The organism is Marinobacter sp. AN1 (assembly GCF_026013985.1).
Lineage (GTDB): Bacteria > Pseudomonadota > Gammaproteobacteria > Pseudomonadales > Oleiphilaceae > Marinobacter > Marinobacter segnicrescens.
The window spans coordinates 4271921-4292177 of sequence record NZ_CP110342.1 but is presented as its reverse complement, the minus strand read 5'-3'; the positions used below and the strand labels follow the sequence as shown (position 1 = coordinate 4292177).

At 57.2% G+C, this 20257-nt stretch carries 19 protein-coding genes; 17 read left to right on the top strand and 2 right to left on the bottom strand.

Translation table 11 applies throughout. The annotated features are described in order from the left end of the window. Nucleotides 1–387 precede the first annotated feature (387 nt). The 17 genes from mnmG (at nucleotide 388) to LJ360_RS19730 (ending at nucleotide 16341) form a co-directional block, all read left to right on the top strand. Nucleotides 388–2274 (top strand): tRNA uridine-5-carboxymethylaminomethyl(34) synthesis enzyme MnmG, encoded by a 1887-nt coding sequence (mnmG, locus tag LJ360_RS19810; protein WP_091850818.1) that lies wholly within the window; start codon nucleotides 388–390, stop codon nucleotides 2272–2274. A 12-nt stretch (nucleotides 2275–2286) separates the two neighbouring features. Next, entirely contained in the window at nucleotides 2287–2949 is a 663-nt protein-coding gene (gene rsmG / locus LJ360_RS19805) for a 16S rRNA (guanine(527)-N(7))-methyltransferase RsmG (protein ID WP_264994874.1), read from the top strand. A 2-nt stretch (nucleotides 2950–2951) separates the two neighbouring features. Beyond that, on the top strand, nucleotides 2952–3746 hold the full coding sequence (locus tag LJ360_RS19800; protein ID WP_091850824.1) for a ParA family protein: 795 nt from the start codon (nucleotides 2952–2954) through the stop codon (nucleotides 3744–3746). 55 nt (nucleotides 3747–3801) lie between these two features. Further along, nucleotides 3802–4674, top strand: a complete 873-nt coding sequence (locus tag LJ360_RS19795) for a ParB/RepB/Spo0J family partition protein (protein ID WP_091850826.1) — start codon at nucleotides 3802–3804, stop codon at nucleotides 4672–4674. A 227-nt stretch (nucleotides 4675–4901) separates the two neighbouring features. After that, nucleotides 4902–5294 carry an ATP synthase subunit I gene (locus tag LJ360_RS19790; RefSeq protein ID WP_091850829.1) on the top strand — a complete coding sequence of 131 codons (393 nt, stop codon included), beginning with the start codon at nucleotides 4902–4904 and terminating at the stop codon, nucleotides 5292–5294. A 16-nt stretch (nucleotides 5295–5310) separates the two neighbouring features. Further along, a complete protein-coding gene (atpB, locus tag LJ360_RS19785) occupies nucleotides 5311–6165 on the top strand; it encodes a F0F1 ATP synthase subunit A (protein WP_091850832.1) in 855 nt (284 codons plus the stop codon). A 52-nt stretch (nucleotides 6166–6217) separates the two neighbouring features. Continuing rightward, on the top strand, nucleotides 6218–6445 hold the full coding sequence (gene atpE / locus LJ360_RS19780; protein ID WP_091850834.1) for a F0F1 ATP synthase subunit C: 228 nt from the start codon (nucleotides 6218–6220) through the stop codon (nucleotides 6443–6445). Nucleotides 6446–6530: 85 nt separating this feature from the next. Beyond that, on the top strand, nucleotides 6531–7001 hold the full coding sequence (locus tag LJ360_RS19775) for a F0F1 ATP synthase subunit B (protein WP_091850837.1): 471 nt from the start codon (nucleotides 6531–6533) through the stop codon (nucleotides 6999–7001). Between the two features lie 12 nt (nucleotides 7002–7013). Continuing rightward, on the top strand, nucleotides 7014–7550 hold the full coding sequence (locus tag LJ360_RS19770; RefSeq protein ID WP_264994873.1) for a F0F1 ATP synthase subunit delta: 537 nt from the start codon (nucleotides 7014–7016) through the stop codon (nucleotides 7548–7550). Nucleotides 7551–7578: 28 nt separating this feature from the next. After that, a complete protein-coding gene (gene atpA, locus LJ360_RS19765; protein WP_264994872.1) occupies nucleotides 7579–9123 on the top strand; it encodes a F0F1 ATP synthase subunit alpha in 1545 nt (514 codons plus the stop codon). A gap of 69 nt (nucleotides 9124–9192) precedes the next feature. Further along, complete coding sequence (atpG, locus tag LJ360_RS19760; RefSeq protein ID WP_091850846.1) at nucleotides 9193–10053, top strand: F0F1 ATP synthase subunit gamma; 861 nt, start codon at nucleotides 9193–9195, stop codon at nucleotides 10051–10053. Nucleotides 10054–10108: 55 nt separating this feature from the next. Further along, nucleotides 10109–11503, top strand: coding sequence for a F0F1 ATP synthase subunit beta (gene atpD, locus LJ360_RS19755; protein WP_091850849.1), 1395 nt, complete (start codon nucleotides 10109–10111; stop codon nucleotides 11501–11503). A gap of 40 nt (nucleotides 11504–11543) precedes the next feature. Beyond that, nucleotides 11544–11966 (top strand): F0F1 ATP synthase subunit epsilon, encoded by a 423-nt coding sequence (locus tag LJ360_RS19750; RefSeq protein WP_091850852.1) that lies wholly within the window; start codon nucleotides 11544–11546, stop codon nucleotides 11964–11966. 141 nt (nucleotides 11967–12107) lie between these two features. Further along, on the top strand, nucleotides 12108–13478 hold the full coding sequence (gene glmU / locus LJ360_RS19745; protein WP_264994871.1) for a bifunctional UDP-N-acetylglucosamine diphosphorylase/glucosamine-1-phosphate N-acetyltransferase GlmU: 1371 nt from the start codon (nucleotides 12108–12110) through the stop codon (nucleotides 13476–13478). A 25-nt stretch (nucleotides 13479–13503) separates the two neighbouring features. Then, a complete protein-coding gene (glmS, locus tag LJ360_RS19740; RefSeq protein WP_264994870.1) occupies nucleotides 13504–15336 on the top strand; it encodes a glutamine--fructose-6-phosphate transaminase (isomerizing) in 1833 nt (610 codons plus the stop codon). Between the two features lie 112 nt (nucleotides 15337–15448). Further along, the gene (locus tag LJ360_RS19735) at nucleotides 15449–15883 is read left to right on the top strand and encodes a hypothetical protein (protein WP_264994869.1); all 435 of its coding nucleotides are present in this window, start codon (nucleotides 15449–15451) and stop codon (nucleotides 15881–15883) included. Beyond that, nucleotides 15880–16341 (top strand): hypothetical protein, encoded by a 462-nt coding sequence (locus LJ360_RS19730; protein WP_264994868.1) that lies wholly within the window; start codon nucleotides 15880–15882, stop codon nucleotides 16339–16341. The genes LJ360_RS19735 and LJ360_RS19730 overlap by 4 nt, the downstream gene beginning before the upstream one ends. 98 nt (nucleotides 16342–16439) lie before the next feature. Here the strand turns inward: LJ360_RS19730 and LJ360_RS19725 are convergent, their stop codons facing one another. Next, nucleotides 16440–17993, bottom strand: a complete 1554-nt coding sequence (locus tag LJ360_RS19725; RefSeq protein WP_264994867.1) for a restriction endonuclease-like protein — start codon at nucleotides 17991–17993, stop codon at nucleotides 16440–16442. Between the two features lies 1 nt (nucleotide 17994). Further along, complete coding sequence (locus LJ360_RS19720) at nucleotides 17995–20250, bottom strand: McrB family protein (protein ID WP_264994866.1); 2256 nt, start codon at nucleotides 20248–20250, stop codon at nucleotides 17995–17997. Between the last annotated feature and the right edge of the window lie 7 nt (nucleotides 20251–20257).

Genomic DNA, 20257 nt, shown 5'->3' with positions numbered 1-20257 from the left:
TCATCTTCGGGCTGGATGTGCGGTACTTTGACGTGTCGGTGGGTTCTTGTCTCAATTAACCCGGAATTCTGTGGATAAAATCATGGATAATCTGGGAATGAACTTTTGATAAATTCAAATTTTATCTTTAAAAACAATAAATAAGAGGTTTAAAAGTTCCATTTTTGAGCTTGTCGTTCTGTGGATAACTCTCTTGAAAAGTTTTGTGAACAGTTTTTTTCAAGCCCATGAATTACCGGGATAATTAGGTAAATTCACGTACCTCAACCAAGCCGCCCTCTACAATCCCGTCCTGTCTGGTTAAAATTTACCCACTGACACTGCAAAGCCATTGCACTTGCAGGTATACTGCCCTGCTGATTTTTTCCCCGCTTTCGAGGTGATTCTGTGGATTTTCCGACCCGTTTCGACGTCATTGTCATTGGTGGTGGCCATGCCGGTACCGAGGCCGCCCTGGCCGCGGCCCGCATGGGCTCGCAGACACTGCTGCTGACCCATAACATCGAGACCCTGGGCCAGATGTCCTGCAACCCGGCCATTGGTGGCATCGGCAAGAGCCACCTGGTCAAGGAAATCGACGCCCTCGGCGGCGCCATGGCGAAGGCGACGGACCACGCCGGCATACAGTTCCGTGTACTTAACAGCCGCAAGGGACCGGCGGTGCGTGCCACCCGCGCCCAGGCTGACCGGGTGCTGTACAAGGCGGCAATCCGTGAGATCCTGGAGAACCAGCCCAACCTGATGCTGTTCCAGCAGGCTGCCGATGACCTGGTGGTGGAAAACGACCGGGTGACCGGGGTGGTTACCAACACCGGCATTCGCTTCAATGCAAAAACCGTTGTGCTCACCACCGGTACCTTCCTGGGTGGCGTTATCCACATCGGCATGCAGAACCATGCCGGCGGTCGTGCCGGCGATGCGCCCGCCAATGCGCTGGCAAAACGTTTACGGGAGCTGCCCTTTAACGTCGGCCGCCTGAAAACCGGCACCCCGCCCCGCATTGACGCCCGCACGGTGGATTTCTCAGTGATGGACGAACAGTGGGGTGACAACCCGACGCCGGTGATGTCCTTTATGGGCTCCCGGGACCAGCATCCCCGTCAGGTATGCTGCTACGTCACCCGCACCACTGCCGAAACCCATGACATCATCCGCAGTGGCTTTGACCGCTCGCCCATGTTTGCCGGTGAGATCGAAGGCGTGGGTCCCCGGTACTGTCCCTCCATCGAGGACAAGGTGAATCGGTTTGCAGACAAGGACTCCCACCAGATCTTCGTGGAGCCGGAGGGGCTGAATACCCACGAGCTCTATCCCAACGGTATCTCCACCAGCCTGCCGTTTGATATCCAGATTGCGGCGGTGCGTTCGATCCCGGGTTTCGAGAACGCCCATATTACCCGTCCGGGTTATGCGATTGAGTATGATTACCTGAATCCCCAGGATCTGCGTCATACCCTGGAGACCAAGTTTATTGGCGGCCTGTTCTTCGCCGGCCAGATCAACGGCACCACCGGCTATGAAGAGGCTGGCGCCCAGGGCCTGCTCGCGGGTCTGAATGCTTCCCTCCAGGCCCAGGACAAGGAACCCTGGTATCCACGCCGGGACGAAGCCTATATCGGCGTACTGGTGGATGACCTGATCACCATGGGCACCTCCGAACCTTATCGCATGTTCACCAGCCGCGCGGAATACCGTCTGATCCTGCGCGAAGACAACGCCGACCTGCGACTGACCGAAGCCGGTTATCACCTGGGCCTGGTGGATGAGGCGCGCTGGTCGCGCTTCAATGAAAAACGGGAGGCCATCGCCATTGAGCGCCAGCGCCTGGAAACCACCCGTATCCATCCGGACACGGATCAGTCATCGATCGCTGATGGCTACCTGAAGCAGCCAATGAACCGGGACAATACCCTGGCGGAGCTGCTGCGTCGGCCGGAGATCAGCTATAGCGAGATCGCCGAGATCGGCGGTCAGCGTGCCGGCGCCGATGACGTTGAGCAGCAGGTGGAGATTGAGATCAAGTATGAAGGCTATATTTCCCGGCAGGAGGATGAGATCGAGCGCCTGCGTCGGAACGAGGAAACCCGCCTGCCGGATGACTTTGACTTTGATGCTGTGGGCGGCCTGTCCAATGAGATCCGCCAGAAACTCAAGGACGTGCGCCCGGAAACCATCGCCCAGGCCTCCCGCATCCAGGGCGTAACCCCGGCCGCGGTCTCCCAGTTGCTGGTGCACCTGAAAAAGCGGGACCTGCTCCGCAAGCAGTCGGCCTGACGGAGGGCCGGCATGAGCGAGGCATTATGGCAGCGGCAATTGTCCGATGGACTGGCCGCCATGGAACTGGACTTGTCCACAGGCCAGCAACAACAACTGCTGGCCTTTCTGGCGCTGCTGAACAAATGGAACCGGGCGTATAATCTCACTGCTGTGCGGGAGCCCCGCCAGATGGTGCCCCGGCAATTGCTCGACAGCCTGACCCTGGTGCCCTTCCTCAGCGCGGACCAGGTACTGGACGTGGGCGCCGGCGGTGGCCTGCCGGGGATTCCCCTGGCGATTGCCTGCCCCGGGCGTCAGTTCACCCTGCTGGACAGTAACAGCAAGAAAACCCGCTTCCTCACCCAGTGCAAGCTGGAGCTTCGGCTGGATAACGTTGAAGTGATTCATGGTCGTGCCGAGGATTGCGAGCTATCGCAACGGTTCCGGCAAATTACCAGCCGGGCCTTTACCGCACTGCCCAACCTGGTGACCTGGTGCGCAGACCTGCTGGCGGGTGACGGCCAGTTCCTTGCCATGAAAGGTCAGTTCCCGGATGATGAAGTGTCTTCCCTGCCAGCAGGCTGGCAGCTGGCCGAACACCATCGCCTGGACTACCCGGGCTGCGATGGCGAGCGCCATTTGCTGGTGATCAGCCGGATATCGGCACCACAGGATTCCACAACAGGAGGCTAGCCATGGCTCGCGTTATCGCCGTGACCAACCAGAAAGGAGGGGTCGGCAAGACCACCACCTGCGTCAATCTGGCGGCCTCCCTGGCAGCCACCAAGCGCCGTGTACTGTTGGTGGACATGGACCCCCAGGGGAATGCCACCATGGGCAGTGGCGTGGACAAGAATGGTGTGCAGCTGTCCGGCTATGACGTACTGACGAAACGGGCCGGTGCCAGCGAGGTAATCGTGTCTGTGGAAAACGGCGGCTTCGACCTGCTGCCGGCCAATGGCGATCTCACGGCGGCGGAAGTGGAGCTGATGAACGAGATCGGCCGCGAACACCGGCTGCGGCTTTGTCTGAATACCATTCGTGAAAACTACGATTACATCCTGATCGACTGTCCGCCTTCCCTGAATCTGCTGACCGTGAATGCCCTGTCCGCTGCAGATACCGTGCTGATTCCCATGCAGTGCGAGTACTACGCCCTGGAGGGCCTGGCGGCCCTGATGAACACGATCGAGCAGATCCAGGAAACGGTAAACCCGGACCTGCAGATCGAGGGCATCCTTCGTACCATGTACGATCCCCGCAACAGCCTGACCCTCGACGTGTCTGGTCAGCTGTCGGAATACTTTGGCGACAAGGTCTACAAGGCCGTGATCCCCCGCAATGTCCGGCTGGCAGAAGCGCCAAGTTACGGACTGCCTGCCCTGAAGTATGACCGCGCCTCCAAGGGTGCGGTGGCATACCTGGCCCTGGCCGGTGAGATGGTTCGGCGCCATGGCAGCCGCAAGACGACGGGCAGCGTTGCGGTGTAACATAGGGCGCCTTGACGACCGACGAATTCTTCATTGTGGATAAATGACAACGACCATGGCGGCAAAGAAACGAGGATTGGGTGAACGGGGTCTCGGTGCCCTGCTGGCGAACTCCCGGGTGAACCTGGAAGAGGAACCCCGCAGCCACGATGGCGAACTGCGGGAGATTCCCATCGACCTGATCCAGCGTGGCCGCTACCAGCCCCGCCGTGATATGGACCCGGCTGCCCTGCAAGAGCTGGCGGACTCCATCCGGCAACAGGGTATCATGCAGCCGGTGGTGGTCCGCCCGGTCCAGGAAGGCCGCTATGAGCTGATTGCCGGCGAACGCCGCTGGCGTGCTGCCCAGCTTGCGGAACTGGACCGCATGCCCGCGATTGTCCGTGAAGTGCCGGACGAAGCTGCCATCGCCATGGCGCTGATCGAAAATATCCAGCGTGAAAACCTTAACCCCATCGAGGAAGCCTTTGCCCTGCAACGCCTCCAGGACGAGTTCGGGCTGACCCAGGCAGAGGTCGCAGAAGCGGTCGGCAAGTCACGCACCACCATTACCAACCTTTTGCGCCTGATTGGCCTGTCTGAAGACGTGCGTATCATGCTTGAGCATGGCGACCTGGAGATGGGGCATGGCCGCGCCATGCTGTCACTGCCACCGGAGCAGCAACTGCAGGTTGCCCGGCAGGTCGTCGCAAAGTCCCTGTCCGTTCGTCAGACGGAAGCGCTGGTGCGTCGGATACAGAGCGAAACACCCGGAAAGAAGCCCCGTAAGGGCGCCGTTGACCCCAACATCCGGGCGTTGCAGGATGACCTGGCCGAACGTCTCGGCGCCCGGGTCTCTATCGATCATGGCCAGCGAGGCAAGGGTAAACTGGTTATCGAATACAGTTCGCTCGATGAACTGGATGGAATCCTGGGCCACATCCGCTGATCGTCATTTTATTTTGCCGGCTTTGCACTTCCCTTTTTGAAACAGGTTTTCATATGGAATACCACATCTCGTGATAAGAAGTGGTATCAGGCACAAGTTGTGTAAATCGCGTCAGAAGGGCGCCTGAAGTGGCCAAAAAACCACCAGATTTTCGCACTGCCTGAGTTGAACAGCTTTCGGTTAACACATATAATTCCCGCGCTTGGAATAGCGGCAGGTTTTCAGTCATGGCAAAGTCCGGACATCGTCTTAACCGGGTGCCGCTGCTCCGCTGGCTGGTCATTGAAACGACAGCCATCGTTGTGATGGCCCTCTTGTGGGCCACTCAGGGTGTTCTGGCCGGTTATTCCGCCCTGGTTGGCGGTCTTATTTTTCTGGTGCCAAACACCTGGTTTGCCTACCAGGTTTACAAGGTTGAAGGGGCACGGAACATGTCCCGGATGGTAGGTAACCTGTTCAGGGCGGAGTCGATCAAGATCGCCCTTACCGCAGTCTTTTTTGCGGCCGTTTTCAACTTGATGGAGCCGATCCATGTGCCGGCTCTGTTATTCACTTTTGCTGTGATGGTTGTGATGGGCGCAGCCCTGCGCTGGTTCATGCGGCCAAAACCACAGCGATGACTGGACGAGAAGCAGTATGGCAGCTGATACCCCAGTAGATTACATAAAGCACCACCTCACCAACCTGACCTATGGCAAGTTGCCTGAAGGCTATGAGCGTGCGGACGGTTCCGTGGTCGAGGAGACCACCTGGACCATGGCCCGTACCGCCCAGGAAGCCGCAGACATGGGCTTCATGGCCGTGCATGTGGATACCATGGGCTGGTCTATCGCCATGGGCGTGCTGTTCCTCGGTCTGTTCCGCTTTGCCGCGAAGAAGGCCACATCCGGCCAGCCTGGCGGCCTCCAGAACATGGTTGAGATGACCGTCGAGTTTGTTCAGGGCATTGTCCGTGACGTCTTCCACGGCAACAATCCTCTGATTGCACCGCTGGCGCTGACCATGTTCGTGTGGATCCTGCTGATGAATACCCTCAAGCTGATCCCGGTCGACTACATTCCCACTATCGCCCATGCCATGGGGCTTGAATACTTCAAGATTGTTCCGACTACCGACCCCAATGGCACCTTCGGTATCTCTATCGGTGTGTTCCTGTTGATCCTGTTCTACAGCTTCAAGGTCAAGGGTCCGGGTGGCTTCCTCAAGGAACTGTCGTTCACGCCGTTTAATCACTGGGCGCTAGTGCCTTTCAACCTGGTGCTGGAACTGCTCGCGCTGATCATCAAGCCGGTCAGCCTCGCACTGCGGCTATTCGGTAACATGTACGCCGGTGAGGTTGTGTTCATCCTTATCGCTCTGCTACCACTGTGGATCCAGTGGACGCTGAACGTGCCCTGGGCGATCTTCCATATCCTGGTTGTTACCCTGCAGGCCTTTATCTTTACAACGCTGGCTGTGGTCTACCTCAGCGCAGCACACGAAGACCACTGATACATTTTCAATCAATAACCCTTAACCATCTGAGAAAACTGAGGAGCCTTCAATGGAAATGGTATTTATCGCAGCTGCACTGATCATCGGTCTGGGTGCCCTGGGCGCTGGTATCGGCTTTGGTCTGCTGGGCGGCAAACTGCTCGAGTCCACTGCACGTCAGCCGGAAATGGCTAACCAGCTGCAAACCAAGACCTTCATCATGGCCGGTCTGCTGGACGCGGTACCCATGATCGGCGTTGGTATCGCGATGTACCTGATCTTCGTTGTTGCTGGTTAATTTCGGCCGTCAAGGACGGGCGCCAGAGACCGGCGCCCGGTTTTACGGACACCAGGACGCAACGAATAGCTAGAGGTATATTGCCGTGAATATAAACCTTACGTTGATAGGGCAATCGATTGCCTTCGCTATTTTCGTCTGGTTCTGCGTCAAGTACGTCTGGCCTCCGATTACCGAGGCCATGAACGCACGCCAGAAAAAAATAGCCGATGGTCTGTCTGCTGCAGACCGCGCTTCGCTGGACCTTGAGCTGGCTCAGGAAAAGGCCGCCCAGGAACTGCGCACCGCGAAGGAAGAAGCCGCTGCCCTGATCGAACAGGCCAACAAGCGGGCAAGCCAGATTGTCGAAGACTCCAAGAGCGAGGCTCGCACCGAGGGTCAGAAACTCATCGATCAGGCCCATGCTGAAATCGAGCAGGAACGTGTCAAGGCGCGTGATGCCCTGCGGGCTGAAGTGGCTGCCCTGGCCGTCGCCGGCGCCGAGAAGATCCTGGAAAAATCTGTCGATGCCAACGCACACAGCGAGATGCTGGACAAGCTCGCTGCCGAACTTTAAACGAGGTTCATCATGGCAGAACTGACAACGCTGGCACGCCCCTACGCCCGGGCAGCCTTCGAGACTGCGGAGAGCCAGGGTTCCCTGGCTCACTGGTCCGAGGTGCTGACACTGGCCGGACAGGTGACTGCCAACAGCGACGTGAAAGAGCTTCTCGCGCATCCGGGTGTCGACCGGTCAACCAAGGCAGACATCATTCTCGAATTTGCCGGTACCGAGGTTTCCGAACCGGTCCGCAACTTCTTCGCCATTCTCGCTGAAAGAGGCCGTCTCGCGCTGCTTCCGCAAATATCCGAATTGTTCCGCAAGTTCCGTGCGGACCTGGAACGCACCGTCGAGATCGATGTCACCGCAGCCTTTGAGCTGACGGAAGAACAGCAACAGAAACTGGCCGAGGCCCTGTCGAAGAAACTCGAGCGGCAGGTAACGCTTTCCACCCAGGCAGACAAGGCCCTGATCGGCGGCGTTATCGTACGCACCGGCGACATGGTGATCGACGCCTCTGTACGTGGAAAGCTGGAAAAACTCGCCGACACACTGGGCGCCTGATTTCAGCACAAGGTTTGAGGACAAAGGCATGCAGCAACTGAATCCATCCGAGATCAGTGACATCATCAAGAAGAGAATCGAAAAGCTCGATATCTCTTCCGAAGCAAAGAATGAAGGCACCATTCTGTCGGTTTCCGACGGTATCGTGCTGATCCACGGTCTTGCCGACGTCATGTACGGTGAGATGATTGAATTCGCCAACGGCACCTTCGGCATGGCTCTGAACCTGGAGCGCGATTCCGTTGGTGCGGTTGTACTGGGTGACTACGAAGACCTGGCCGAGGGCCAGAAAGTCCGTTGTACCGGTCGTATCCTGGAAGTCCCGGTTGGCCCGGAACTGATGGGTCGCGTGGTCGACGGTCTGGGTAACCCGATCGACGGCAAGGGTGATCTGGGTACGTCCCTGACTTCCCCGGTCGAGAAAGTGGCGCCCGGCGTTATCGCCCGTCAGTCTGTTGACGAGCCGGTTCAGACTGGTCTCAAGGCCATCGACACCATGGTGCCGATCGGTCGCGGTCAGCGTGAGCTGATCATCGGTGACCGTCAGATTGGTAAGACCGCTGTCGCCATCGACGCGATCATCAACCAGAAGAACACTGGCATCAAGTGTATCTATGTGGCAGTGGGCCAGAAGCAGTCCTCCATTGCTGCCGTAGTGCGCAAGCTGGAAGAGCATGGCGCCATGGACCACACCATCGTGGTCGCCGCCGGTGCCGCCGATCCTGCATCCATGCAGTTCCTGGCTCCGTACTCCGGTACCTCCATGGGCGAGTACTTCCGTGACCGTGGTGAAGACGCCCTGATCATCTATGATGACTTGTCCAAGCAGGCTGTGGCCTATCGCCAGATCTCCCTGCTGCTGCGTCGTCCGCCGGGCCGTGAAGCCTACCCGGGTGACGTTTTCTATCTGCACTCCCGTCTGCTGGAGCGTGCGTCCCGTGTCAATGCGGACTACGTTGAGAAGCTGACCAACGGTGAAGTGAAAGGCCAGACCGGTTCCCTGACCGCACTGCCGATCATCGAGACCCAGGCTGGTGATGTTTCTGCGTTCGTTCCGACCAACGTGATCTCCATCACTGACGGTCAGATCTTCCTGGAAACCAACCTGTTCAACTCCGGTATCCGTCCGGCGATGAACGCCGGTATCTCCGTATCCCGGGTTGGTGGTTCCGCCCAGACCAAGATCATGAAGAAGCTCGGCGGTAACATCCGTCTGGCCCTGGCTCAGTACCGGGAACTGGCGGCTTTCGCCCAGTTCGCTTCCGACCTTGACGAAGCAACCCGTAAGCAGCTCGAGCACGGTCAGCGCGTTACCGAGCTGATGAAGCAGAACCAGTACAGCCCGATGACCGTTGCGGAAATGGGCACCGTACTGTTCGCAGCTAACGAAGGCTTCCTGGACGACGTCGATGTCGAGAAAGTGGTCAAGTTCGAAGCGCAGCTCCTGGACTGGATGCGTGCCGAACAGAAAGAACTGCTCGACAAGATCGGCGCTGAAGGGAACTACAACGACGATATTATCGCCGGCCTGAAAGCTGCTCTGGAGAAATTCAAGACCACTCAAAGCTGGTAAATCCCCTGGCCCGCCCCGTTGCGGGCCAAGTGGTTCACATGAGTGTCTAACTTGAAAAGGCAGTGACTTATGGCCGTCGGAAAAGAAATACGTAACCAGATCGGAAGCATCAAGAGCACGCAGAAGATCACCTCCGCCATGGAAATGGTGGCGGCGAGCAAGATGCGTAAGGCTCAGGAACGTATGCAGGCGACCCGCCCGTATGCGGAAAAGATGCGTCAGGTTATTGGGCATATCGCGCTGGCCAATCCGGAGTACCGTCACAGTTTCCTGATGGATCGTGAGGTTAACCGGGTCGGTTTCATCGTGATTTCCTCTGACCGGGGACTGTGTGGTGGCCTGAACAGTAACCTGTTCCGGCTGCTGGTCCGTGAAATGCGTGACTGGAAAAACAAGGGTGTTGAGTCCGACATCTGTGCAATCGGTCAGAAAGGCGCCTCGTTTTTCCGCAACTATGGCGGCAACGTTGTCGCGGCACTGACCCACCTGGGCGACACCCCCAGCGCGGAACAGCTTATCGGTAACGTCAAGGTAATGCTGGACGCGTTCGAGGAAGGTCGTATCGACCGGCTGTACGTGGTTCACAACGAGTTTGTGAACACCATGACCCAGCAGCCGAAGGTGGAGCAGCTGTTGCCCTTGCCGCCGAGCGAAGACGAAGAGATCAGAAGCCAGTGGGATTATCTCTATGAGCCTGCCGCGGCTCCAATCCTGGATGGCCTTCTGCCACGTTACATCGAGTCCCAGGTTTACCAGGGCGTGGTGGAAAATCTGGCCTGCGAACAGGCTGCCCGGATGATTGCCATGAAGAGCGCAACCGACAACGCCGGCAGCATTATTGATGAGCTCCAGTTGGCCTATAACAAGGCCCGTCAGGCAGCCATCACCCAGGAAATTTCGGAGATTGTGAGCGGCGCGGCTTCGGTCTGACCCGGATCACGATCCAACTGGCTTTAGTGACTATTGAGATAACGAGGAACCGAGCATGAGTAGCGGACACATCGTTCAGATCATTGGCGCGGTTATCGACGTGGAATTTCCGCGTGACTCCGTACCCAACGTGTATGACGCACTGCTGCTTGAAGGTGGCGAAACAACTCTGGAAGTCCAGCAGCAGCTGGGTGACGGCATTGTTCGTACCATCGCCATGGGCAGCACCGAAGGCCTCAAGCGTGGCCTGAAAGCAGAAAATACCGGCAAGCCGATTTCGGTGCCGGTTGGTACCCCCACTCTGGGCCGTATCATGGACGTTCTGGGCCGTCCCATCGACGAACAGGGCGAGATCGGCGAAGAAGAGCGCTGGGGAATCCATCGCAAGGCTCCGGGCTATGCCGACCAGGCGGCCTCCGCCGACCTGCTGGAAACCGGCATCAAGGTTATCGACCTGATCTGCCCGTTCGCCAAGGGTGGTAAGGTTGGCCTGTTCGGTGGTGCCGGCGTGGGCAAGACCGTAAACATGATGGAACTGATCAACAACATCGCGAAAGAACACTCCGGTCTCTCCGTATTCGCGGGTGTTGGTGAGCGGACCCGGGAAGGTAACGACTTCTACTACGAAATGAAGGAGTCCAACGTTCTCGACAAGGTGGCCATGGTTTACGGCCAGATGAACGAACCCCCCGGAAACCGTCTGCGGGTAGCACTGACCGGCCTGACCATGGCCGAGAAGTTCCGTGACGAAGGTCGTGACGTACTGTTGTTCGTTGACAACATCTACCGTTACACGCTGGCCGGTACCGAGGTATCCGCTTTGCTTGGCCGGATGCCTTCCGCGGTAGGTTACCAGCCGACCCTGGCCCAGGAGATGGGTGAGCTGCAGGAGCGTATTACCTCCACCAAGACCGGCTCTATCACTTCTATCCAGGCGGTATACGTGCCGGCGGACGACCTGACTGATCCGTCTCCTGCCACCACATTCTCTCACCTGGACGCAACCGTGGTACTGAGCCGTGACATCGCCTCCAAGGGTATCTACCCGGCGATTGATCCGCTGGATTCCACCTCCCGCCAGCTGGATCCGCTGGTGATCGGTGAAGAGCACTACGAAGTCGCCCGTGGCGTGCAGACCAACCTGCAGCGTTACAAGGAACTGAAGGACATCATCGCCATCCTGGGTATGGATGAACTGTCAGAGGAAGACAAGCTGACCGTTGCCCGCGCCCGTAAGATTGAGCGTTTCCTGTCCCAGCCGTTCCACGTTGCTGAGGTATTTACCGGCTCTCCCGGCAAGTACGTTTCCCTTAAGGAAACCATCAGCAGCTTCAAGGGCATTCTCAATGGTGACTACGACGACCTGCCTGAGCAGGCCTTCTATATGTGCGGTACCATTGAGGAAGCGGTCGAGAAGGCGAAGGAACTGAAGTCCAAGGGTGACAAGTAAGTCACCCTCCCTTCGCTGACCGACCTGAGAGGCAACCGAGATGGCTATGACTGTACATTGTGACGTCGTAAGTGCCGAAGAAAAGATCTACTCCGGCCTGGTGGAAATGCTGATCGCCAATGGCACCGAGGGTGAGTTGGGTATCCAGCCCGGCCACGCACCGTTGCTGACTGCGCTGAAGCCCGGCCCTGTCCGCTTCTTCAAGCAGGGTGGTGAGGAAGAGATCATCTATGTCTCGGGTGGCTACCTGGAGGTTCAGCCCTCCGTTGTCACCCTGCTGGCTGACACCGCTGTCCGTGCCAAGGACGTGGATGAAGCCGCAGCGCTGGAAGCCCAGCGAGAGGCCGAGAAGGCACTGGCGAACAAGACTGGTGAGTTCGAGTACTCTCGCGCCGCTGCCGAACTGGCAGAGGCGGTTGCACAGCTCCGTACCCTGGAAAAGCTGCGCAAGAAAGTACGCTGATACCGTTCCTCTGGAACGGGCTCACCCGGGCCGCATCATCGTGGCGTACCGGCCGGATTTGAATCTGGCGGGTACTGTCATCGTGAGTGCGGCTTTTTTTGTTAGAGAATGACCCGATTACACAGAACTCAGGGACCAGCCATGACAGCCCCGCTCCACGTGATCATCCTGGCCGCCGGCCAGGGCTCCCGCATGAAATCCAGCCTGCCAAAGGTACTCCACAAGGTGGCTGGCAGGTCCATGTTGCACCATGTCATGGATACCGCCCGCACACTGGGCGCGGAAGGCATCCACGGTGTTATCGGCCATGGTGCAGATCAGGTAAAAGCGGTCACTCCGGCGGCTGACGTCACCTGGGCGTTGCAGGAGCAGCAGTTGGGTACCGGCCATGCTGTGGCGCAGGCGTTGCCGGTGGTGCCCGATGGAGCCGTTGTGCTGGTCCTTTATGGCGATGTGCCGCTCATCAATCCGGAAACCCTGGTGGCCCTGGTGTCCCGGGTGAACCAGCAGAGCCTTGGGCTGCTCACTGTCGACCTGGCCAACCCGGATGGTTATGGCCGCATCCTGCGAAATGAGCAGGGCAAGGTGATCGCCATCGTTGAACAGAAAGATGCAACCGAATCCCAGAAAGCGATCTGTGAGGTGAATACTGGCATCCTGGCGGTGACCTTGGATCACCTGAAGCGCTGGTTGCCGCAACTGTCCAACAGTAATGCCCAGGGCGAGTATTATCTGACCGATATTATCGCCATGGCGGCGGGGGAAGGCATGACCATCGAAGTGGCCCAGCCTTCCCACGAACAGGAAGTGCAGGGTGTGAATAACCGTCTGCAACTATCAGTGCTGGAGCGCTGGTATCAACGCTGTGAGGCGGAGCGCCTGATGACCGAAGGCGCCACTCTGGCCGATCCGGACCGGATCGACGTGCGGGGTAACCTGACCGTCGGCCAGGATGTGCTGATCGATGTGAACGTGGTGTTTGAGGGCGAGGTAACCCTTGGTAATAACGTGTCCATCGGCCCTAACTGCCTGATCCGGGACGCCCGGCTGGCTGATAACGTCACCGTGCACGCCAACTCCGTGATCGAAGGTGCGGACGTGGCCGAGCAGTGCCAGATCGGCCCCTTTGCCCGGTTGCGCCCGGGCACGCGCCTGGCCCGTACTGCGAAGGTGGGCAACTTTGTGGAAACCAAGAAGGCCGAGGTGGGCGAGGGTAGCAAGATCAATCACCTGAGCTACGTCGGCGACGCCACCCTTGGCCGTAATGTGAATGTGGGTGCAGGCACCATTACCTGTAATTATGATGGGGTGAACAAGTTCCAGACGGTGTTGGGAGATAACGTATTCGTGGGTTCCAACACCGCGCTTGTAGCACCGGTCTCGGTGGCAGCGGACGCGGTTATTGGCGCCGGTTCCACCATTACTACCGACGTAGCGGAAAAAGACCTGGCCGTGGCCCGAGGTCGACAACGGAATATCAAGGGCTGGAAGCGGCCTGAAAAGAAAGCCTGACCTGACTCAAGAGCGGAAGAATCTTATGTGCGGCATTGTTGGAGCAGTCTCGCAAAGGGACGTTGAAGGGATCCTGCTGGAAGGGCTGCGACGCCTTGAATATCGGGGTTACGACTCCGCCGGCCTGGCCACCCTGAACGGGGAAGGTAACATCCACCGGGCCCGTGAACTGGGCAAGGTGGCCGCGCTCGCCGACTCCATTGCTGCCCAGCCATCACCGGGCCCGATCGGCATCGCCCATACCCGCTGGGCGACCCATGGCGAGCCTTCACGTATCAATGCCCACCCCCATATGTCCGGCGATCGCCTGGCCATTGTCCACAACGGCATCATCGAGAACTATCAGGAACTCCGGGAAGCGCTGCGGGCAGAGGGCTACGAGTTTACCTCCCAGACCGACACTGAAGTGGTTGCCCACCTGATCGAAAAGCAGTACCGCAACGAGCAGGACCTCTTCAAGGCCGTTCGTGCGGCGATCAGCCAACTACGCGGGGCCTTCGCCCTGGCAGTCCTCCATGCGGATGAACCGGACCACCTGGTGGTCTGCAGAGAGGGTAGCCCGCTGGTGATTGGTGTGGGTATTGGCGAAAATTTCATCGCTTCCGATCAGCTGGCACTGTTGCCGGTCACCGACCGTTTCATGTTCCTGGAGGAAGGGGACATTGCCGATGTGCGCCGGGATCGGATCGATATAGTCGATCGGAACGGTCAAACCGCCGAGCGGGAAGTGACCCGTTTCGAACACGGCCATGATGCGGCCGACAAGGGTGAGTATCGCCACTATATGCTGAAGGAAATCCACGAGCAGCCGGCGGTTATCAAGGCCACCATGGAAGGCCGTCTCACCGACAGCCACGTGCTTGAGCAGGCCCTGGGTACAGACGCTGGAAAATTGCTGGAAAATGTCCGTCACGTCCAGATCATCGCCTGTGGTACGAGTTACCACGCTGGCATGGTCGCGCGCTACTGGATCGAGGAGCTGGCGGGTGTTCCCTGTTCCGTGGAAGTGGCCTCCGAGTTCCGCTACCGCAAGCACGTGATCCAGCCGGACACCCTGTTCCTCTGTATCTCCCAGTCCGGCGAAACCGCCGACACCCTGGCCGCCCTGCGCCAGGCCAAGAAGGCGGGGTTCCGCGCCGCCCTGGCGATTTGTAACGTACCGGGCAGCTCACTGGTGCGGGAGTCGGACCTGGTGATCATGACCCAGGCTGGCCCGGAAATCGGCGTGGCCTCCACCAAGGCCTTTACCACCCAGCTGACTGCACTGCTGATCTTCACCCTGGCTCTGGCCCGGCACAATGGCCTGTCGGAGGAAAAGGAAGCCGAAATCGTCCAGGCCCTTAAACTGGTACCTGGCCAGGTAGCGGATGTACTCGCGCTGGATGACGCCATCGCCGAGCTCAGCGAAGCCTTCGTGGACAAGCACCACAGCCTGTTCCTGGGGCGTGGCTCCCAGTTCCCGGTGGCCCTGGAAGGCGCCCTGAAACTGAAGGAAATCTCCTACATCCACGCCGAGGCCTACCCGGCCGGCGAGCTCAAGCACGGCCCCCTGGCACTGGTTGACAGTGAAATGCCCGTGGTCACCGTTGCCCCCAATAACGACCTGGTGGAAAAGCTCAAATCCAACCTGGAGGAAGTCCGCGCCCGGGGTGGTGAGCTGTTCGTCTTCGCTGATCGCGAGGCCGATGTGAAGTCCGAAGACGGCATCCACGTCATGCAGATCCCATCGGTCCATCCGATTACGGCACCCATTGTCTTCACGGTACCGCTGCAGCTGCTGTCCTACCACGTGGCAGTACTGAAGGGCACGGATGTGGACCAGCCCAGGAACCTGGCGAAAAGTGTGACGGTGGAGTAAGTAAGGATTGTCCGAATTGAATAGGATGCCCGGGGCCTGAGAGTGATTTCAGGCCCATTCTTCATGAAGAAGACTGACTCAGGGAAGTCCCCCAGACCACAAGGAGGTCATTATGGCGTTCTACCACACCCAGTCCGAGGTCCGGCTGGCCGTTACCCGCTTTCTTGAAGTTGCCTACAACACAGACGGTGAAGTTACCTCCAGGCTATTGAAGTCGACCGGCCCAGTGACCGTTGCTGTCGATCATCACGGGAATGCCTCAATCAGCGGAAATGCTGGCCGACTAACCTTTAGTGTTTCGGAAGCTTTGCAGGACCTGGGCATGCAATTGCGCGTAGCGGATGTATCAATGCATGTCGATGATGAGGGCATGATTGAATTCACCGCCAATTTCCGCTTTTTGAGAGCGGCAAGCGCGAGCACCCGTGGTCGCATAGATGTTGAAAAGCTAATAACCTCCTGCTCTGGATTGCTTTGCCGTGCTGCAAGAGCCCTGAAAGGCGCAGGAGCAGCCAGAGATAAACAGCTGCAGGAGGCGCTCCAATGAAGCCTCGCATACTGCTGGATTTTGCTCTGATTGCTTCAATATCGCTGGCAACTGGCTGCACCACAAAAACAACCACGCCGGAACTTGCCTGGCAGTCATACCTGGAATTTGAGCAAGGGCTCGAAAAAGAAGGACTCGACTTGGATTTCGAGCCGTACTTTACAGCTAGCGCGTATGCCGATATTGCGGAGGCGGATGCCGATGACCTTCCCTATGTGAAGGAGATGCTAGCCTATCCCTGGTATTTTGAGGAGACTTTCTCTCACTCGGAAAAGCCGATGCCCAATGGTAGCTGTCTGACAATCAACGGCAGAACCGACCATGGTGATATTGGCTCCCTTTCGATCGAGTTCCTCGAGCGGAACGGCCTGAAGATGAACGAAGCCAACCTGTTGTTTGTTGATTCGATGGATGAGCTACCCAGCCAGGCCCAGTGTCCGGACGAGAGCCGACTCTGAACAGCCGCAGGCTGGCCCCAAGGGCAACGCACAGGGATGTGCTTTGCAAAGGCTTTGGCGAGGATGGACTGGGTAAGGTTGTTGACACATAAGTCCGTTCAGGTGTCGAAAAAGTTGCTTACCCTGCTGAATAGCTTGGCAGCGTCGTGATCCTCCGCCAGAACCGCACAGCCAACTCTATTCCTCTGCCAATAATTCGTTGCGCCAAGGTCCGGCGAGTTTTTATTGGCTGGCACAAGAATGAGCGATAAGGTGGGTACGCTCTTGATGTCTCGAAGGGAATCCCGGTAGATATGAGCGGACGCCATTGAATCCAGGATTCTTGCTTTGCTCGCAGTGTACTTGCTGTCGAGACATATAAATGTCCTCTTCTCACCCTCCACGATTTCTAACAGCATGTCTGGTCGCCGCTCCCTGGAAACTGAGAAGTACCCGTATCGGTTTGGTGTTTCAAGGGACGGACAAGTCATCTGGAAAAAGAGAGCTATTCGCTTCGAGCCCGATTGGCCCCGGAGAATCAGATCTGCAGATACCGGGCTCTGCTCCAATTGCCACTCGTAATCCGGGTATCGGGATTGGAGAGCCTTCGCGAAAGCCACAAAACACCAAACCTCATATATCTCCCATGTGGGCGCAAGGTAGTGCTGCTCATCGCCCCCCATATCCGAGAGGCCCTGGCGCAAAATTCGGATGCCAGCCAGATAGGTCATGTTGTAGTGCGGATGGCCGGAAACGGCATTGAGATCCGCAACCCCTCGTTTGCCGATGCTCGCACTCACGAAAGGCTCGCTCCGTGCGATTCGCCCCAACTGCTTGTCTATAGATTTTAAAAAACGAATACGCCGCGGTAACCGCACTTGTAGGTCGGTTTCCGTTTCCGGTCCTGAAACCCTCAAGTCTTGAAGCTCTGAAAGCATGGATCGCACAAGCCTGCGCACTTCGATCAATTGGCGCGTCATCAGCCGGTTAGCAGGGTTATCCATGGATGGTTCATGAAAGGGAACATCCAGATTGCATTGCTCCGGAGCAAGAGGTGGTTCAGCGTCAAGGTCTCCGGATAATGCTGAAAGCAAGGCAGGGTTGGCGGTCAAGCGCTGTACCGTAATTCGATCAATCCTTTTGGCCATATGAAGCGGCATCTGTTCACGGCGGCTGCTCAGTCGAACGATAGGCCGGTGTTGGATAGCCCTCAGTCCAGATAGGTAACGATCAATGAACTGCCGAAGTCTGGCATAACGAAGCCACAGCGAAACGAACCCGGACCGACCGCTTAAGTTTTGCATAGCCGGTTCAGTTCCAGTGGCCAACTGCGGCATGAAATCGATGATCTGTTGGAGATATTGATTGAACTGATCTCGACCGGATTTATGTGGAGCTGGGGATACGTCTACCTGATAGCGAATCGGATGTGACAATTCAGGCAACTCCAGCTCCAGGCCAACCTCGCCGGCGAAAAAGCCCGGTTCCCAGACCCAGTTTTGCCCGGTGTCATCCACATTCAGTAGGGCATCATCGACATAGCACCTGGCATTTTGATCAGGAATGCCGATCAGATAGGTTTGAGCTTCACTCAGCTCCAGCAGAGTCCGCTCAGTATCCAGGTAACCGAGCGGTTCGTTTGCGGCCGTTGACGCGAAAACGGGTAGTTTCATATCAGCGCCAGAATCGCATCATTCCAGTATCTGCAAGGTCAGATTTCAGTGACTCAACTTTGGCACGGCATCGCTTCAGGTCGTAGTCAGCCAGAACCGAAATCAGCTTCACCAAGGACTCGTGCAGCCTCTGGCTCTCGGAGCCCCTCAACTTCGGAAGCACCCGTGCGTAGATAACATCGTCCAGCGCTTGGGATAGCTCGATGTCAGGCGTTTGCTGTGCCAGAGAAAGGTAGGACAACACATCTTCCACGGTGCGCCAGCCAAAGTGCAGTCGCTCGGTTTCCAGTGCTGCGAGAAGATCAGTGAGGCAACTTTTCACCCGAGCCAGAACCTGCTCATTCAGTCCGAACTTTTGCCAGTTCGGATAAGACTGCAGATTGATATCCCAGAACTCCATGGTAAACGCACGATCCAGCACTTTGTCGGAAATGCCATGGGTGGTTTCGTCCATGTTGACTGTGCCGATGAAAGCCACGTTACTGGGGAATGGGATAGTGTTTGGCACTCCATCAAAGGATTTTCCTTCATTATGCAGTCGCAAGTGTTCCCCTGTTTCCATTGCAGACAGAACGGGGGCGAAATACTGCTCTGGGTGAGACAGGTTCATCTCGTCCAGGATCGCAATGAAAGGTTGGCCAGGAGAATTGGCGGCTTGAAGCAGAAAATCCAGCAATGGGGAGCGTACATAGTTGTCCGGCCGTAATGGGTTAATGTGTCCGAACAGTGGGGATGGGTCATACCACCCAGGCTGCACCGCCTGGACAAACACATGCTTGTCTGCCGGAAGCCCGAACTGCTCCGACAGCGCTTGCCCATATCGTTGAGCCAGAAGTGTTTTACCTGACCCAGACAGGCCAGCGAGGATGGCAAAATGCCTCCGTTCGTGGGACCACAGTCCAAAATGTAGCTGGCTTACGAGTCTGGCAGAAAAAGCAGTGCTGGCAGTTACGGCTTTGATGAGGGAGCCTTGATCGATACAACCTATATCCAAAGACGCGTCATCGCCATCTACTGCATCACCCTCTTCCCCGAGATCCTCGGGATCGAGGAATTCCGGCTCCCAGTGAATCTGGGCTGCCCATTCCTTGCCGGTTTCAGTGAGTGAGAACAGCCCATTCTCCGAGTTTTGGACCAGATCAAAGCCTTTTAGCCATTTGATGATGCTTCCGGGCATAAAGTTCGAGGTCCAGCCGGAATTCACCTTCCTAAGCAGGCTGTATAGCTGACGGCTGGTTTGGTCTTCTTTCCCCAACGCCAAAAGAACGTGATCGATACCGAGCACCCGTGTCAGAAAGATCGGGATCAGTTCTCGGGGATCTTTAGTATCCAGATACAGCTGTCCACGAGTGGTTTTCGTGACAATACCTTCGTGTTCCTCGATGACATAGAACTCATTCTTCAGAACATTTACCGTCGTCCGCAGGCTGCTCTCCCGGTAATCTGGAAACTCCGACCTGAGAAAATCAATGAGCTCGTCACGTCGAACTCCATCCTCAACAAAGCTCAGTGCTTTGATCAGGGTAGCAATACCGCCACGAATGCTCGTCAGGCCCTTACGTCTTTGAATCGCAGGCAGCGGTTTCAGCTTCACTTCACCCTTATCATCAGCCTCCTCAGCCACCGTTTCGGTATGGGAGCCCTGAACATGCCCTTCATAGACAAACCAGGGCAGTGTCATACGTTCGGCAAGCGCCTTGGATGAGCTTTCTACCGGGCCCAATAGCTGTTCCAAACGCCGCATCAGATCATGTTGGCAAGTGACCACTTTTGGCCGGCGGGAGGAATCGCCAAACCAGGCCCTGTGACATTCCTGAGCCATAAGGTCATAGGTGATAGTGCTGAAATAGCGTGGGTAGAGGGCGGCCATTACCCGACAGATTTTCACCCACGCAATCCGATTAGTGTACTTCTTCATCCGTGTAGCGATTTCGTCATGGAAGGCTTGGAGCCGCGTGATTCGGGCTTCCGAACTTTCAGGTAGTGGCTTTAGCGACTCCCCCGCTATCCAGGATCTGAATTCAGGATCCTCAAGAGCGGCTGATATATTGACCGTACCCATTCCCACACCACTGACGGCGTTCTCCTCCCAAAGCTTCTGCTGAAATTCGAGAGTTTTGCGGGTCTCCAGATCTGCCCCTTCAACATACTCAAGAAAATCCGCCAAGCTGGAAAGCCACTCAGGATTTCGCTCACTGGGGGAGATGCCGTCCAGAATGGTTTTGAGTTCTGTGTCTTTAGAGAGATCGGAGTGCACAAGCTAA